The following is a 15,487-nucleotide window of genomic DNA, read 5'->3' on the forward strand; positions in this document are numbered from 1 at the left end:
TCGCTCCAATGACCCGGATCAGCCACCGGCGATGTCCTCCAGCGTCGCATGCACGGCGCCCCGCTCGAGCTGCAGGCCCGCCGCCGCGGCCACGGCGCCCCTGCTGTAGAGCACCGTGCCCGCAGGCGCGGCTGCTTCCACCGCAGGCTGCGCACCAAGATTCGCAAGCAGATGAAGGCGCTTGTCCGAGAGCTTCCACTGAACCCGGATCATCCCGTCTTCGCAGCCATGGCTTCCCGCGCCGCGCACGCCGGCCAGGTGCGGCACCAGCAGCCGATGGCGCGCGTCGAGCAATTGCTGCACCTCGCACAGCTGCGCGAAATGCGCCCGCGTGCCGCGCTCGCGCCAGCGCAGCTTCGAGGCTTGGAAGGTCTGGTCCGCATTGGGATCGGGAATGCGCGCACGCGCGGCTTCGTCGGCAAAGGCGGCGAAGCGGCCGAACTCTGCGCGGCGCCCTTCGGCCACGGCCGAGGCCAGTTCGGGGCCGAAGTCGCAGAAGTACAGGAACGGCGAGGAAGCCGCGAACTCGTCGCCCATGAAGAACATGGGCACGTGTGGCGACAGCAGCACGCAGGCCAGCGCGGCGCGCACCAGCACCGGATCGCCGAGCGCATGGATGCGCTCGCCGAACGCGCGGTTGCCGACCTGGTCGTGGGTCTGCAGGTAGGACACGAAAGCGGTCGGCGGCAGCTGCGTGCTGGGTTCGCCGCGCGGCTCCCCGCCGCGAAAGGCCGAGGGCTGCCCCTGGTAGATGAAGCCTTCGGCCAGCGCACGCGCAAAGCGGGCCGCGGCGTCGTCGGCATAGTCGGCGTAGTAGCCGTCGCGCTCGCCGGTGGCCAGCACATGGGCGGCGTGGTGCAGGTCGTCGTTCCATTGCGCGGTGCCCGCCACCGGCAGGCCGTTGCCGTCGCGCGCCAGCAGCGAGGCCTGGTTGGCGTCGTTCTCCAGCACCAGGTGCACCTGCCGCTCGCGCGCCGGCCCGGCGTTCAGCGCCTCGCGGATCTCCTGCACGATGTGCCTGGGCGAGGCATCGCGAATGGCATGGATCGCATCCATGCGCAGGCCGTCGAAGTGGAATTCTTTCACCCAGTACAGCGCGTTGTGGACGAAGAAGTCGCGCACGGTGCGCGAGCCCGGCCCGTCGAAGTTGATGGCCGCGCCCCATGGCGTGTGCTGGGCCGCGTCGAAGAATTCGGGGCAGCAGGCGTGCAGGTAGTTGCCCTCCGGCCCGAAGTGGTTGTAGACCACGTCGAGCAGCACCATCAGCCCCAGCGCATGCGCGCTGTCGACGAGGGCCTTGAGCTCGTCGGGCGTGCCGTAGCTGGCGTCGGGCGCGAACTGCAGCACGCCGTCGTAGCCCCAGTTGCGCGCACCGGGAAAATCCGCGAGCGGCATGAGCTCGACCGCGGTAATGCCCAGTTCCGCCAGCTCGCCGAGCCGCTCGCGCGCGGCCCGGAAGGTGCCTTCCGCGGTGAAGGTGCCAACGTGCAGTTCGTAGACCACGGCCTCGTGCCAGGGCCTGCCGCGCCAGGCGGTGTCGGCCCATTCGTAGAGGGCCGGATCGACCACCTGGCTCGGACCGTGCACGTCCTGCGGATTGAAGCGCGAGGCCGGGTCGGGCATGGTGGTGCCGTCGGCGAGCCGGTAGGCATAGAGGTCGCCAGCGCGCGCATCGGCGAGCGTGAGGCGGTGCCAGCCGTCCGTGTCCTGCGCCATGGCGTGCGAGGCCTCCTTCCCGCCCGCCGGTGTGTGCACGAGCGTGACGCCGTGCATGGACGGCGCCCAGAGTGCAAAGTCCACGCCGCCATCGCCGCGCACCGTGGCGCCGAACGGCATGCGGTGGAAACGCTTCATGGCCGCACGTCCGGCCGGCTCAGCACCACCAGCGAGCGGCACTGCAGCGGATAGGCGGGCTCGGACCAGGCGGGCGCGAGCGCGGCCACGTCCTCGGTGGCGGGCGGCGGGGTGCCGCTGGCGGTGTCGAGCAGCAGCCGCCACGCGCCATAGGGAGCGGGCGGCAGGGTGAACGGGATCTCGTCGTGGTGCGCGTTGAACAGCACCAGAAAATCATCGTCGTGCAGCGCCTCGCCGCGCGGCCCGCGGTCGGCAATGCCGCCGCCGGACATGTACATCGCCAGGCAGCGCGCGTTGGCGTCGCTCCAGTCCTCGGGGCGCATCTCGGCGCCGTCGGGCCGCAGCCAGACCACGTCGGTCACGCTCTCGGCCTCCGAGGGCTTGCCGGCAAAGAAGCTGCGGCGCCGGAACGAGGGGTGGGCGCGCCTGAGCGCGATGGTGCGCTCCACGAAGGTGATCAGCGCCTGCCGCTCGGGCGTGGGCGTCCAGTCGAGCCAGCTGATGTCGTTGTCCTGGCAGTAGGCGTTGTTGTTGCCGTTCTGCGTGTGGCCGCGCTCGTCGCCGGCCAGCAGCATCGGCACGCCTTGCGACAGCAGCAGCGTGGCCAGCAGGTTGCGCTTCTGGCGCTCGCGCAGCGCGGCGATCTCGGGGTCCTCCGTCGGCCCTTCGGCGCCGCAGTTCCAGGAGATGTTGTGGTTGCTGCCGTCGCGGTTGTCCTCGCCGTTGGCCTCGTTGTGCTTGTCGTTGTAGGAGACCAGGTCGTCGAGCGTGAAGCCGTCGTGCGCGGTGATGAAGTTGATGCTCGCGTTGGGCCGCTTGCCCGACCAGCCGTACAGGTCTTCCGAGCCGGTGAGCCGCTTGCCGACCTCGCCGATCACGCCCGGGTCGCCCTTCCAGAAACCGCGCATGCCGTCGCGGTAGCGGTCGTTCCATTCGGCCCAGCCGAGCGGGAAGTTGCCCACCTGGTAGCCGCCGTGGCCCAGGTCCCAGGGCTCGGCGATGAGCTTGACGCGGTTGAGCGTCGGGTCCTGGCGGATGGCGTCGAAGAAGCCGCCCAGGTTCTCGACCTTGCCGGCCTCGCGCGCGAGCGCCGAGGCCAGGTCGAAGCGGAAGCCGTCCACGTGCATTTCCTCGGCCCAGTAGCGCAGCGAATCCATCACCAGCTGCAGCGCATGCGGATGCTCCAGGTTGACGGTGTTGCCGCAGCCGGTGAAGTCGTCGTAGTAGCGCCGGTTGTCGGCGTTGACGATGTAGTAGGAGGCGTTGTCCACGCCGCGCATCGAGAGGGTGGGCCCGAGCTGGTTGCCTTCGCAGGTGTGGTTGTAGACCACGTCCAGGATCACCTCGATGCCGGCCGAGTGCAGCGTCTTCACCATGGTCTTGAACTCCTTCACCTTGCCCGAGGCGCTGTAGCGCGTCTCGGGGGCGAAGTAGGCCAGCGAGTTGTAGCCCCAGTAGTTCTGCAGGCCCTTCTCCGCCAGGTGCCGGTCGTTGAGGAAGCTGTGCACCGGCAGCAGCTCGATGGTGGTCACGCCCAGGCGCTTGAGGTAGTCGACCACGGGCGCGCAGCACAGGCCGCCGTAGGTGCCGCGCAGCTCGGGCGGCACGTCGGGGTGGCGCATGGTGAAGCCGCGCACGTGCAGCTCGTAGATCACCATGTCCTGCCAGGGCACCGAGGGCCGGCGGTCGTCGCCCCAGGTGAAGGCCGGCTCCAGCACGCGGCCCTTGGGCACCAGCGGCGCGCTGTCGCGGCGGTCGAACGAGAGGTCTTCGCGCTTGCTGCCGACCGTGTAGCCGTAGAGCGCATCGCCCCAGCGCAGTTCGCCCACCAGGTCTTTTGCGTAGGGATCGACCAGCAGCTTGTGCGGGTTGAAGCGGTGGCCCTCCTCGGGCTTGTAGGGGCCGTGCACGCGGTAGCCGTAGGCCTGGCCCGGGCGGGCTTCGGGCAGGTAGCAGTGCCATACGCCGTCGGTGCGCTCCCGGATCGGGATGCGCTGGATTTCGTGGCGGCCCTTGTCGTCGAAGAGGCACAGGTCCACCCCTTGTGCGTGCTGGGAAAAAAGCGCGAAGTTCACGCCCTCCCCGTCCCAGTTGGCGCCCCGCGGATAGGGGCGCCCCGGCCAGACGGCCGAGATCGGATTGCGTTGGCTGCTGCGTGTCATCAAGTTGGATGTGGGAGAAAGAAATTTCAGCGCGGCGGGCGCTCGTCGAACGGGTTCGGCTTGGGCCTGGCCGTGCCGCTGCTGCTGTCGCTGCCGTCCTTTGGCAGGCGCGGCCACCAGCGTTCGATCTGCTCGGCCGCCCAGTCCTTGCCCGCCAGGCCGAAGGCCAGCGCCAGCGCGAACACCACGCCCGCCAGGATCACCAGGAAGCTTTCGCGCACGATGTCGCCGCCCACCTTGACCTGGTCCAGCGCAATCAGGATGACGAAGGCCATGACCGCATAGCGCGCGATCTGGCCCAGCAGCATGGCGTCGCGCAGCTGCGCGCCCCGGAAGTAGCTCGACACCGCCTCTCCCACGAAGCGGGCAAAGTAGGAACCGAAGGCCAGCACCAAAAGGGCCACGAAGAGATTGGGCACGAACCACACCACGCGCCCGAGCAGGTCGGCGATGTAGCTCAGGCCCATGCCGTTGAAGGCCAGCAGCAGTGCCGCAAAGATCACCAGCCAATAGGCCAGCACGCCGAACAGGCTGCAGGTGTCGCCCGGCCAGCCGCCCTGGCGCAGGAAGTTGTCCAGGCCCGCGCGCTCGGTCAGCACGTTGAAGTTGATCGCGCGCAGCGCCTTGGTCACCGCAAAGCGCGCGGCCTTGGCAATGAGCCAGCCGGCAAGCACCACCACCAATGCAATCGCCAGGCGGGGCACGAAGGCCCCGACCTGGTAGAGCATTGCGTTCAGCGGCTCCAGGTGAATGCCAAATCGGTCCATGTTTCTCTCCGGTGCGTGGTTGCGGTTGCGGACGAAGGCGGCGGATGCGGTGCAAGCATCAACCGGGCCGCTCCACCTGCAGCAGCGCGAGCACGCCGTTCAGCGGCACCTGCGCCCAGTCGATGCGGTTGTTGAGCTCGTAGCGCAGCTCGTACAGCGCCTTCTCGGTCTCGAACAGCGCGAGCAGGTCGGCGTCGATGCGGATGGCCTCCTCGCCCGCGCCGGCCTCCATGTAGCCGTCCAGGAAGGCCTGGCGCGCCGACTGCTCCCAGGCCGCGGCCGGCGGCCCCAGGTAGGCGGCCTCCTCCACGCTCTGCGCCACGCGGCGCAGCGCGGACCAGCGCGCATAGTTGAACGAGCGCAGCATGCCGGCCACGTCGCGCAGCGGCGAGCCCTTGGCGCGGCGCTCGTCGAAGCTGCGCGCGGGCTCGCCTTCGAAGTCGATGATCACGAAGTCGTTGTCCCGCAGCAGCACCTGCCCCAGGTGCAAGTCGCCGTGGTAGCGGCTCTTGATGCCGCCTTGCGCCTGCGGCCTGCGCGCCGCGATGGAGCCCAGCAGCGCGTCTTCCATGGCGAGCAGCGCCTGGGCATCGGGCTGTGCCGGCGCCGGCAGCTGGGCCAGCCTTTCGCGCAGCAGCGCCAGCGTGGCGGTGGCGTCGGCGCGGGCCTGCTCCGCATAGCGGGCGATGTCGCTGTCCAGCAGCGGCTCGGGGTCGAAGGCCGCCGCGCCGGTGCGCAGCGCAAGCGCCTGGTGCAGCTCGGCGGTGCGCCGGCCCAGCGTGGCCATGAGCGCGAGAAAGCCGCCGTGCACCGCCACCGGGTCCGGCAGCGCGCCGTTGGTGGTGGCGAAGTCGCGCAGGAAGCGCTCCAGGTAGCCCAGCGTGTGGTCCCAGCCATCGCCCTGGTTCGACACATAGGACTGCACCATGGCCAGGGTCATGGTGCGCCCGTCGTTGCCGGTGTATTCGAGCGCGCCCAGCACCGGGACGCAGTGCGGATATTTGGCCACCTCGGTCAGGAAGCGGCCCATCTCCAGTTCGGGGTTCAGGCCTTCGCGCAGGTGGCGGTAGCCCTTGAGGAAGAGGGTCTCGTCGAGCGTGACCACGGTGTTGCTGCTCACGCCGCTGGGCCGCCCGATCGGCAGGCTGGCAATGTCGGCCTCCACCTCGGCAAAGGCCGCCGTCGCGCGAAAGCGCAGCCGACCCTGCGCGGTTTCCAGTTCCATGCCGCTGCGGATCGCCAGCACCAATTCGCGGCAGAAGGCTTCGTCATAGAACGCATCGCCCATCAGCCCCACCTGCGCCTGCTGCCGCACCTTGGCGAGCGCGGCCTGCGCGACGCCGGCCATGCGCTCCTCGTCGCGCTCTTCCCAGGCCAGTGCCAGCGGCATGAAGTAGGTGGCGCCGCCGGGCGAGCCGTCGAGTTCGAGCAAGGGGAGCATCCAGCTGAGCGGGCCTGCCTCCCAGATGACGTGGTCGGCCAGGCGCGCGCGCTCGATGGCGGTGCCCTTGGATGCATACCAGCGCTGGATCTCGATGTGGCGCGGCAGCGTCTCCAGCTCGAACTGGTTGCGCATGCGCTCCGACATGCCGATGCGCCAGGGCATCACGCGGTCGCGGAAGAAGCTGGTCCAGCCGTCGAACAGCACCAGCGTGGGCCACTCCTGCAGCGCCACGCCTTCCTGGTGCCAGCTCGGCATCTCGGCATCGGAAGTGAGCCTGAACCAGTAGAAGCCGTACGAGGCCAGCGTGAGCAGGTAGGGCAGCTCGCCGATGGGCGGAAACGGCGCGCGGCCCAGCATCTCGATGGGCACGCGGCCCTTGAAGGCCGAGAGATCCAGCTCCACCGGCTGCGCGGCGCGAGACAGGTTGAACACCGTGAGGATGATGTCCTCGTCGTACTCGCTCAGGTAGGCCAGGATCTTGCGGTTGCCCGGCTTCAGGAAGCGCCGCTTGCCGCGGCCGAAGGCGTGGCTGGTCTTGCGCACGGCCAGCATGCGCTTGGTCCAGTTGAGCAGCGAGCTGCTGTCGCGCGCCTGTGCCTCCACGTTGAGCGCCTCGTAGCCGAACATCGGGTCCATGATGGGCTGCAGGTACAGCCGCTGCGGATCGGCGCGCGAGAAGCCGGCGTTGCGGTCGGGGCTCCACTGCATGGGCGTGCGCACGCCGTTGCGGTCGCCCACGAACACGTTGTCGCCCATGCCGATCTCGTCGCCGTAGTAGATGATCGGCGAGCCGGGCATCGACAGCAGCATGCCGTTCATGAGCTTCACGCGGTCGATGTCGTTTTCCATCAGCGGCGCCAGGCGCCGGCGGATGCCCAGGTTGATGCGCGCGCGCAGGTCGGCCGCGTACATGGTGTACATGTAGTCGCGCTCCTTGCTGGTGACCATCTCGAGCGTGAGCTCGTCGTGGTTGCGCAGGAAGATGGCCCACTGGCAGCCCTCGGGAATGTCGGGCGTCTGCTGCATGATCTCGACGATGGGATGCCGGTCTTCCTGCGCGATGGCCATGTACATGCGCGGCATCAGCGGAAAGTGATACGCCATGTGGCACTCGTCGCCATCGCCGAAATACTCGCGCACGTCTTCCGGCCACATGTTGGCCTCGGCCAGCAGGAAGCGGTTCTTGTACTGCGCGTCGATGGCGGCGCGCACCTGCTTGATCACCGCATGGGTCTCGGGCAGGTTCTCGTTGCTGGTGCCGTCGCGCTCCACCAGGTAGGGAATGGCGTCGAGCCGGAAGCCGTCCACGCCCATGTCGAGCCAGAAGCGCATCACCTTGAAGATGGCTTCGAGCACCGCGGGGTTGTCGAAGTTGAGGTCCGGCTGGTGGCTGAAGAAGCGGTGCCAGTAGTAGGCCTTGGCCACCGGGTCCCAGGCCCAGTTGGAGGTCTCGGTGTCGGTGAAGATGATGCGCGTGCCCTGGTAGATCTGGTCGGTGTCGCTCCACACGTAGAAGTCGCGCTCGGGCGAGCCGGCCGGTGCGCGCCGCGCGGCCTGGAACCACGGGTGGTCGCTCGAGGTGTGGTTGATGACCAGCTCGGTGATCACCCGCAGCCCGCGCTCGTGGGCGGCATCGAGCATCTCGCGGAAGTCGTCCAGCGTGCCGTACTGCGGGTTCACGTCTTCGTAGGCCGAAATGTCGTAGCCGTCGTCGCGCAGCGGCGATGGATAGAAGGGCATCAGCCAGATGGTGTTGACGCCCAGTTCCTTCACGTAGTCGAGCTTGGCCGTGACGCCCTTGAAGTCGCCGATGCCGTCGTTGTTGGAGTCGAAGAACGCCTTGACGTTGAGCTGGTAGATCACCGCATCGCGGTACCACAGCGGGTCGTCGCTGATGTCGATCTCTACCGTTTCGAGCGCAATGTGGGAGACAGGGGCGTTCATCGTTGCGGCCTCACAGGAAGTAGTCGAAGTCGCGCTCGTCGCCATGGCGCCGCCGCACCACGAAGATGTGCGCGGGCACGCTGTGCGGATCGAGCTTGACGTAGTGCCAGCCGCCCTGCCAGATGAAGCGCTGCCCGCTCAGCAGGTCGTGCATCTGGAACGGGCGCGAACGCTCGACGTTCACGCTTTCGGGGTCGAGCTCGAGCCAGCCCGATTGCACGTTGTGCGGATCGAGGTTGACCACGGTCACGACCACGTTGTCGCCGCCCTCCGACACCTTGGCATAGGCCAGCAGTTGGTCGTTGTCGATGCGCAGGAAGCGCAGGCCGCGGTCCCGGTGCAGCGCCGGGTTCTCGCGGCGGATGCGGTTCACGCGCGTGATGAACGGCGCCAGGCTGCCCGGATCGTCGTGGTTCCAGTGGCGCAGCTGGTATTTTTCGGAGTCGAGGTATTCCTCGCTGCCGGACGAGCGCGGCCGGTGTTCGCGCAGCTCGTAGGCCGGCCCGTAGATGCCGTAGTTGGCCGCGAGCGTGGCGGCCAGCACCAGCCGCGCCATGTAGACCGAGGCTTCGCCGCCCTGCAGCTGCTCGTGCAGGATGTCGGGCGTGTTGGGCCACACGTTGGGCCTGAAGTAGTCCACGCCCGGCGGCGTGGAAAGCTCGGTGAAGTACTCGACCAGTTCCTGCTTGGTGTTGCGCCAGGTGAAGTAGGTGTAGGACTGCGAGAAGCCCAGCTTCGCGAGCCGGTGCATCACCTTGGGCCGCGTGAAGGCCTCGGCCAGGAAGATCACCTCGGGGTGCTCGCGCCGGATCTCGCCGATCACCCATTCCCAGAACGCGAAGGCCTTGGTGTGCGGGTTGTCGACGCGGAAAATGCGCACGCCCTCGCCTATCCAGTGCTCGATCACGCTGCGCAGTTCGGCCCACAGGCCGCGCCAGTCCTCGCTCTCGAAGTTGAAGGGGTAGATGTCCTGGTACTTCTTGGGCGGGTTCTCCGCGTACTGCACGCTGCCGTCGGGACGCCAGCGGAACCAGTCGGGATGCGCCTTCACGTAGGGATGGTCGGGCGCGCACTGGAAGGCGATGTCCAGCGCGATCTCCAGCCCGTGCGAGGCGGCCTCTGCGCAGAGGTGGCGAAAGTCTTCCGCCGTGCCCAGCGCCGGAAGAATGGCCTTGTGGCCGCCCTCGGCCGCGCCAATGGCCCAAGGGCTGCCGACGTCGTCCGCGCCACTGGCCAGCGCGTTGTTGGGGCCCTTGCGCTGCAGCCGGCCGATCGGGTGGATCGGCGGAAAGTACAGCACGTCGAAGCCCATGGCGGCAATGGCGGGCAGCCGCGCCTCCACGTCCTTGAAGGTGCCGTGCACGCCGGGCGTGGTGCCGGCCGAACGCGGGAACAGCTCATACCAGGTGCTGAAGCGCGCACGCTCGCGCTCGGCCTCCAGCGGCAGCTCGAGAGCAAAGCGCACCTCGTGCCGGCGGTCGGGGTGGCGGCGCGCCAGCATGGCGAGCTCTTCGTCGAGCGCCAGCGCCTTGAGCGCCGACACGTCCGCGCCGGGGTCGGCCGCCACGGCATCGAGCTCGGTGGCCCAGTTGGCCAGCGCCTGCCGGTCCGCGCCCTCGGCCCGCTCGGCCGCGCCGGCCACCTCCAGTGCGCCCACCTGCGAGGCGATGCGCACGTCGTCGGGGTCCACGCGGCGCGTCATTTCATGGCGCCACGATTCGAACGGGTCGACCCAGGCCACCACGGTGTAGAAGTAGCGCCCGAGCGCGGGCGGCGCAAAGGATGCCTCCCACACGTCGTTGACGAGCGGCTTCATCGGCACTTCGCGGAACTCGGCCTTGCCCTGCGGACGCCAGCACAGCAGCACGCGCAGCACGTCGTGGCCGTCGGTGAAGCAGTGCGCCTTCACCTGCACCCTTTCGCCGACGATGCATTTCACGGCGAAGCGGCCGTTGTCCACCGATGGCAGCACGGCATCGACGACCGCGCGCCGGTTGCCGTCCTGCACCTCGGGCGCCACGGAGGAAGCCGCGGGGGCCTGCGGATTTGCGAACAGTTTTTTCATGATGGCCGGTGCTCGAGAATCAGCGTGGACAGCGGCGGCAGGGTCATGCACACCGAGTGCATGCGGCCATGCGAACGCACGGGTGCGGCCTCGACGCCGCCAAGATTGCCCCACCCGGAGCCGCCGAACTCGACGGCGTCGGTGTTGATGAGCTCGCTCCAGAAGCCCGGCAGCGGCACGCCCAGCAGGTAATTGGTGCGCGGCACCGGCGTCATGTTGCTGACCACCAGCAGCGGCGCATGGCCGTCGCGCGGCTTGCGCAGGAAGGCGAACACGCTGGCGTCGGTATCGTCGGCCGCGACCCATTCGAAGCCCGAGGCCGAGAAATCCTGCTGGTAGAGCGCGGGCGCATCGCGGTACACGCGGTTGAGCTGCGCCACCAGCCGCTGCAGGCCGCCATGCCCTTCGAGCTCGCAGACCCACCATTCGAGCTCGCCGTCGTGCGTCCACTCGCGCCGCTGGCCGAACTCGCCCCCCATGAAGAGCAGCTTCTTGCCCGGGTGCGCCCACATGAAGCCGAACAGCGCGCGCAGGTTGGCGAACTGCTGCCAGTGGTCGCCCGGCATCTTGCCGAGCAGCGAGCCCTTGCCGTGCACCACCTCGTCGTGCGACAGCGGCAGCACGAAGTTCTCATGGAACGCATACACCAGCGAGAAGGTCATCTTGTGGTGGTGGTACTTGCGGTGGATCGGCTCTTCCTTCATGTAGGCGAGCACGTCGTGCATCCAGCCCATGTTCCATTTCTCGCCAAAGCCCAGCCCGTCCATGTCGGTCGGCCGCGAGACGCGCGGCCAGGCCGTGGATTCCTCGGCCACGGTGATCGCGTCGGGGTGCTCGCGGTAGACGGCGCGGTTCAGGGTGCGCAGGAAGTCGATCGCCTCCAGGTTCTCGCGGCCGCCGTGGCGGTTGGGAATCCATTCGCCGTGCTTGCGCGCGTAGTCCAGGTAGAGCATGGAGGCGACCGCATCGACCCGCAGCCCATCGATGTGGTACCTGTCGAGCCAGAACAGGCCCGACGACACCAGGAAGCTGCGCACCTCCGCACGGCCGTAGTTGAAGATGCTGGAGTTCCACTCCGGGTGGAAGCCTTGGCGCGGATCGGCATGCTCGTAGAGGTGCGTGCCGTCGAAGAACGCCAGGCCGTGCTCGTCGGTCGGAAAGTGCGAAGGCACCCAGTCCAGCAGCACGCCGATGCCGTTCTGGTGCAGGTGATCGACCAGGTACATGAAGTCCTGCGGCGAGCCGTAGCGCGCGGTGGGCGCGAAGTAGCCGGTGGTCTGGTAGCCCCAGGAGCCGTAGAAGGGGTGCTCTGTCACGGGCATGAGCTCCACGTGCGTGAAGCCCATCTCCTTCACGTAGGCCGCGAGTTCATGCGCGATCTCGCGGTAGCCCATGAACCGGCCCTCGCGGCGGCGCCACGACCCCAGGTGCACCTCGTAGACCGACATCGGCGCATCGAGCGCATTGCGCGCGCCCCGCGTGGCCATCCATTCGGCGTCGTTCCATTCATAAGAAAGTTCGCAGATGCGCGAGGCCGTGGCGGGCGCCAGCTCGGCGCAGAACGCGAAAGGGTCGGCCTTGTCGACCGTGTAGCCGCCAAAGCGCGAGCGGATGCGGTACTTGTAGGCCTGCCCCGGCGCGGCATGGGGCGCGCGGCCCAGCCAGATGCCGGTGCCGTCCGCGGACGGCGCGAGCGGATCGGCATCGCCGGACCAGTGGTTCCAGTCGCCGACCACCGCCACCGATTCCGCGTTGGGCGCCCACACCGCGAAGCGCGCGCCGCCCTCCTTCAGAAGATGGCAACCCAGTAGGTCGTACAGGCGGGAATGCGTTCCTTCGCGGAACAGGTAGGCGTCTTGCGCCTCAGGCTCTGAAAGCAGTTGGGTCACTGGCACCGGTGTTCCTTGCTCGCATGAAGGCCAGCGACCGGGTGTCCAACGGACACGCTTTCGGCATCTACAAGGCCTGAGCACACAATTTGCAAAGAATCCGGGCGCAGCGGGTAAGGCTGAAACCTCCTTGCCGTGTCGGAGAGTTGCCCATCACGCGACCAGGGGCGAAAACCGGCCGCGCAGCGGGCGCGGCGTTTTCAGGCAGCCAGCGGCGTGGCCTGCGGTGCGGTTTGCGAGCCGCCGGAACGGGGGGAAAGGCGCTGGGAAAAATCGTCCACGGTCAGCACGATCGGCCGGTTCGGGTCGTTGCGGTAGCGCTTGAGCGCCGCGGCGCCAATGGCATCGAAGTGCGCCTTGCAGGTTTCCAGCAGGCGGTCGCCCAGGTCCCTGGTGCCGAACACGTCGTGCAGGGTCTCCTCCGAAATCTGCCCGATGATCCGCGCGCCATCGTGGCCGTCCGGGTAGATCGCAAAGCGGACGGCCGCCGTGTCAAAGCAATAGATGCCTTCGAAGTCCATGTCTGTCTCCTGATGAATTTTTCGCTTGCATGAGCGAATCGGATTCAGCGCGGAAGCACGCATCCGGCGGCATGGATTTGCGCGCATGTTCAGGAAGGATGCGGCCTACAAACCCTGCGAGGGGCGCGAATCGCGGCTTCGGGCGGGTAAGACTTGCTGCAATGCATGTCCGAAGCGCTTCTCGCCAAGCCAGCCTTTCAGGCCCGCATGGCGGCGTTTCGACTGCTGCGGCAACTCACCCGGATAGCGGATCCGCGCGAGCTCCTCGCGTCCTTTCTCGGTGATGGCCAGCACCTGCGCCGCGGGCTCGCTGCCCGCGAGCTTCAGGGGGTCGGCTGGCGCCGGAATCAGTGCGATCACGAGCCCCGCCTGGCGCAGGATCCTGACCTCGTCGATCTCCTTGGGCGTGCGGAAAGACACGGGCAGGCGGGATGCGGCTATCTGCTTGAGCAGGTCCATCGGCATGGCAAATCTCCTTCAGGTTTGGAATGACGATTGACGATTTCGACGAGGATCGATTTAGGTCCGCGCCGCGCCCCTTCAAGAGGCTCGGCGTCAAGTTTTTTTAATTGCGGCATCGGCCTTCATAGCACTCGCGCAATCGGGGCTACCGCCCCCCGGACATCCCCTCTTGAAAACCTGCCGCCAGCGCCTATTTCGCTGATCGGAAGCGCTGGAGGCGCACGCCTCGAGCGCACCGTTCAACCTGTTGTTCTTTCTTTGAATGGAGGTTTTCGCCATGTACCGATCCCTGTTTCCGCGCGACATGTTTGCAGAGATGGATCGCCTGCAGCGCGAGATGCAGCAGGCCTTCGATCTGTCTCCGACCATCCGGGGCTTCGGCCGCAACGGCTTTCCGGCCCTGAACATCGGCGGCACGCCGCAGACCGTGGAGATCTACGCGTTCGCGCCCGGTGTCGACCCGTCCAGCCTCGAGGTGAACCTGGAGCGCGGCCTGCTCACCATTGCCGGCCAGCGCGCCAACAAGCTGCCCGAGTCCGACGCCAAGGCAGCCGTGCACATCAACGAGCGCTTCGAGGGCTCGTTCCGCCGCGTGCTCACCCTGCCCGACGATGCCGACCCCGACGCCGTGACCGCCAGGTACCGCGACGGCGTGCTGCACATCAGCGTGCAGCGCCAGGCTTCGTCGCAGCCGCGGCGCATCACGGTGCAGTGATGACGACGACGCAACCCTGAAATGAAGAAAGGAGAGACGATCATGGACAGCAGCAACACCCCTACCACTTCGCCCCGCGCGGCCGGATCGAAGGAGCTCGCACGCAAGGACGACAGCACGCGCTACAGCGACGCGGCGCTGACGCCGCCGGTCGACGTGGTCGAGGACAGCGGCGGCATCACGCTCTTTGCCGACCTGCCGGGCGTCTCGCGCGACAAGCTCAGCCTGCAGGTCGCGTCCGACACGCTGACCATCGAGGCCGAGTCGGGGCTCTCGATACCCGAGGGGCTCGAGTCGAGCCACACGGAGGTCGGCCTGGGCCGCTTCCGCCGTGTCTTCACGCTCAGCAAGGAGCTCGACACCAACGCCATCTCGGCCGAGCTTTCGCAGGGCGTGCTGAAGCTGCGCATTCCCAAGGCCCAGCACGCGCAGCCGCGGCGCATCGAGATCCAGGCGGCTTGAGCGAGGCGCGCAGCATGCCCTGCGACCAAGGCGATGGAAGAAAGAAGATGAGCGGCACCGAGTGCCTGGCGCGGCTGCGCGCCGACGCCGCGGCCTTGAGCCCGCGCGCCGCGCACATCGCGCTGGCGCTCCTGCCTGCCGTCGATCACCTGCCGGACGCATGGAAGGCGGGCCTGCGCAAGACCCTGGCCCACCGCGCCGGCGCGGCCGCGCCGCTCTCCCCCATCGAGTTCGACGCAATCCGCGCCACCGCGGCCAGCCTTCCGCACGCGTATCCCGAATGGGTGGTCAGCGACCCCGAGCACCCGAAGGCGCGCGAGCTGATCGTGAATGCGTGGCGGGAGGGGGCGCGGCGCGGGCGGGGTGGGCTGCGGCAGGCTGGCGCCTGATCCAGCAGCACCCTTAGCTGCCGCTGCGAGACGGGGGCACGGCGCGCCGCCCCATGGCAGTGCACGCCTACGCCAACGTGCGCATCCCCCTACAGCACCCCTGTGCCGAGAAAAATAAGGTGGCCGCAAGGACACCCGAGAAATGGCATTCGAGTTTTTCAGGAACCGGCAGCAGGCGGGCCGCGTGCTCGCTCACAGGCTCACCGCCTATGCGCACAAGCCGGACGTCGTCGTGCTGGCCCTGCCGCGCGGCGGGACGCCGGTGGCGTACGAAGTGGCCAAGGCACTGCATGCGCCGCTCGACGTGCTCGTGGTGCGCAAGCTCGGCGTGCCGGGACACGAGGAATACGCGATGGGTGCCATCGCGGGCGGCGGCGAGCGGGTGCTGGATGAAGACCTCGTGCGCGAACTCGGCATCGGCGCGAAGGAGGTCGACGAGGTCGTGCGCAACGAGCAGGACGAACTCGAGCGGCGCGAACGCGCCTACCGCGGCGACCGGCCCGCGCCCGACCTGCATGGCCGCACCGCCATCCTGGTGGACGACGGCCTGGCCACCGGCGCGACCATGCGCGTGGCCGTGCGCGCGGTGCGCCGGCAGGCGCCGGCCCGCGTGGTGGTTGCAGTGCCCGTGGCATCGCGCGAAGCCTGCGCGCTGCTGCTCGGCGAGGCCGACGACGTGGTCTGCGCCGAGACGCCGGAGCCCTTCCTCGGCGTCGGGCGCTGGTACCTGGACTTCTCGCAGACCAGCGACGAGGAGGTCTGCCACCTGATCGAAGACGCCAACCCTCATGGCGCGCTTCCTGCCTGAGGACC

At 68.2% G+C, this 15,487-nt stretch carries 12 protein-coding genes; 4 read left to right on the plus strand and 8 right to left on the minus strand.

Annotation, left to right across the window (positions count from 1 at the left end):
- Positions 1–18: 18 nt before the first annotated feature.
- From treZ to VPA02S_RS02610, 8 genes are all read right to left on the minus strand, one after another.
- Positions 19–1,854: a malto-oligosyltrehalose trehalohydrolase gene (gene treZ, locus VPA02S_RS02575; protein ID WP_012747115.1), complete on the minus strand. Its 1,836-nt coding sequence runs from the start codon at positions 1,852–1,854 to the stop codon at positions 19–21.
- Positions 1,851–4,016, minus strand: coding sequence for a glycogen debranching protein GlgX (glgX, locus tag VPA02S_RS02580; protein WP_012747114.1), 2,166 nt, complete (start codon positions 4,014–4,016; stop codon positions 1,851–1,853). Before glgX ends, treZ begins: the two co-directional genes overlap by 4 nt.
- 26 nt (positions 4,017–4,042) lie before the next feature.
- A complete protein-coding gene (locus tag VPA02S_RS02585; RefSeq protein ID WP_012747113.1) occupies positions 4,043–4,783 on the minus strand; it encodes a mechanosensitive ion channel family protein in 741 nt (246 codons plus the stop codon).
- A gap of 58 nt (positions 4,784–4,841) precedes the next feature.
- Positions 4,842–8,171, minus strand: a complete 3,330-nt coding sequence (gene treS, locus VPA02S_RS02590; protein ID WP_062361903.1) for a maltose alpha-D-glucosyltransferase — start codon at positions 8,169–8,171, stop codon at positions 4,842–4,844.
- Between the two features lie 10 nt (positions 8,172–8,181).
- Positions 8,182–10,236, minus strand: coding sequence for an alpha-1,4-glucan--maltose-1-phosphate maltosyltransferase (locus tag VPA02S_RS02595; RefSeq protein ID WP_062361906.1), 2,055 nt, complete (start codon positions 10,234–10,236; stop codon positions 8,182–8,184).
- Positions 10,233–12,131: a 1,4-alpha-glucan branching protein GlgB gene (gene glgB / locus VPA02S_RS02600; RefSeq protein ID WP_018902896.1), complete on the minus strand. Its 1,899-nt coding sequence runs from the start codon at positions 12,129–12,131 to the stop codon at positions 10,233–10,235. Before glgB ends, VPA02S_RS02595 begins: the two co-directional genes overlap by 4 nt.
- Before the next feature lie 194 nt (positions 12,132–12,325).
- Positions 12,326–12,646, minus strand: coding sequence for a hypothetical protein (locus tag VPA02S_RS02605; protein WP_062361908.1), 321 nt, complete (start codon positions 12,644–12,646; stop codon positions 12,326–12,328).
- Between the two features lie 105 nt (positions 12,647–12,751).
- Positions 12,752–13,111 (minus strand): hypothetical protein, encoded by a 360-nt coding sequence (locus VPA02S_RS02610; protein ID WP_012747108.1) that lies wholly within the window; start codon positions 13,109–13,111, stop codon positions 12,752–12,754.
- A gap of 274 nt (positions 13,112–13,385) precedes the next feature.
- Here VPA02S_RS02610 and VPA02S_RS02615 point away from each other — a divergent pair, with 274 nt between their 5' ends.
- The 4 genes from VPA02S_RS02615 (at position 13,386) to VPA02S_RS02630 (ending at position 15,482) form a co-directional block, all read left to right on the plus strand.
- The gene (locus VPA02S_RS02615; RefSeq protein ID WP_062361912.1) at positions 13,386–13,823 is read left to right on the plus strand and encodes an Hsp20/alpha crystallin family protein; all 438 of its coding nucleotides are present in this window, start codon (positions 13,386–13,388) and stop codon (positions 13,821–13,823) included.
- A gap of 42 nt (positions 13,824–13,865) precedes the next feature.
- Positions 13,866–14,285 (plus strand): Hsp20/alpha crystallin family protein, encoded by a 420-nt coding sequence (locus tag VPA02S_RS02620; RefSeq protein WP_018902898.1) that lies wholly within the window; start codon positions 13,866–13,868, stop codon positions 14,283–14,285.
- Positions 14,286–14,299: 14 nt separating this feature from the next.
- A complete protein-coding gene (locus tag VPA02S_RS02625; RefSeq protein ID WP_244883342.1) occupies positions 14,300–14,674 on the plus strand; it encodes a hypothetical protein in 375 nt (124 codons plus the stop codon).
- Between the two features lie 142 nt (positions 14,675–14,816).
- Complete coding sequence (locus VPA02S_RS02630) at positions 14,817–15,482, plus strand: phosphoribosyltransferase (protein WP_062361916.1); 666 nt, start codon at positions 14,817–14,819, stop codon at positions 15,480–15,482.
- The last annotated feature ends 5 nt before the right edge of the window (positions 15,483–15,487 follow it).

Source organism: Variovorax paradoxus NBRC 15149 (genome assembly GCF_001591365.1).
In the GTDB taxonomy this organism is placed as follows: domain Bacteria; phylum Pseudomonadota; class Gammaproteobacteria; order Burkholderiales; family Burkholderiaceae_C; genus Variovorax; species Variovorax paradoxus.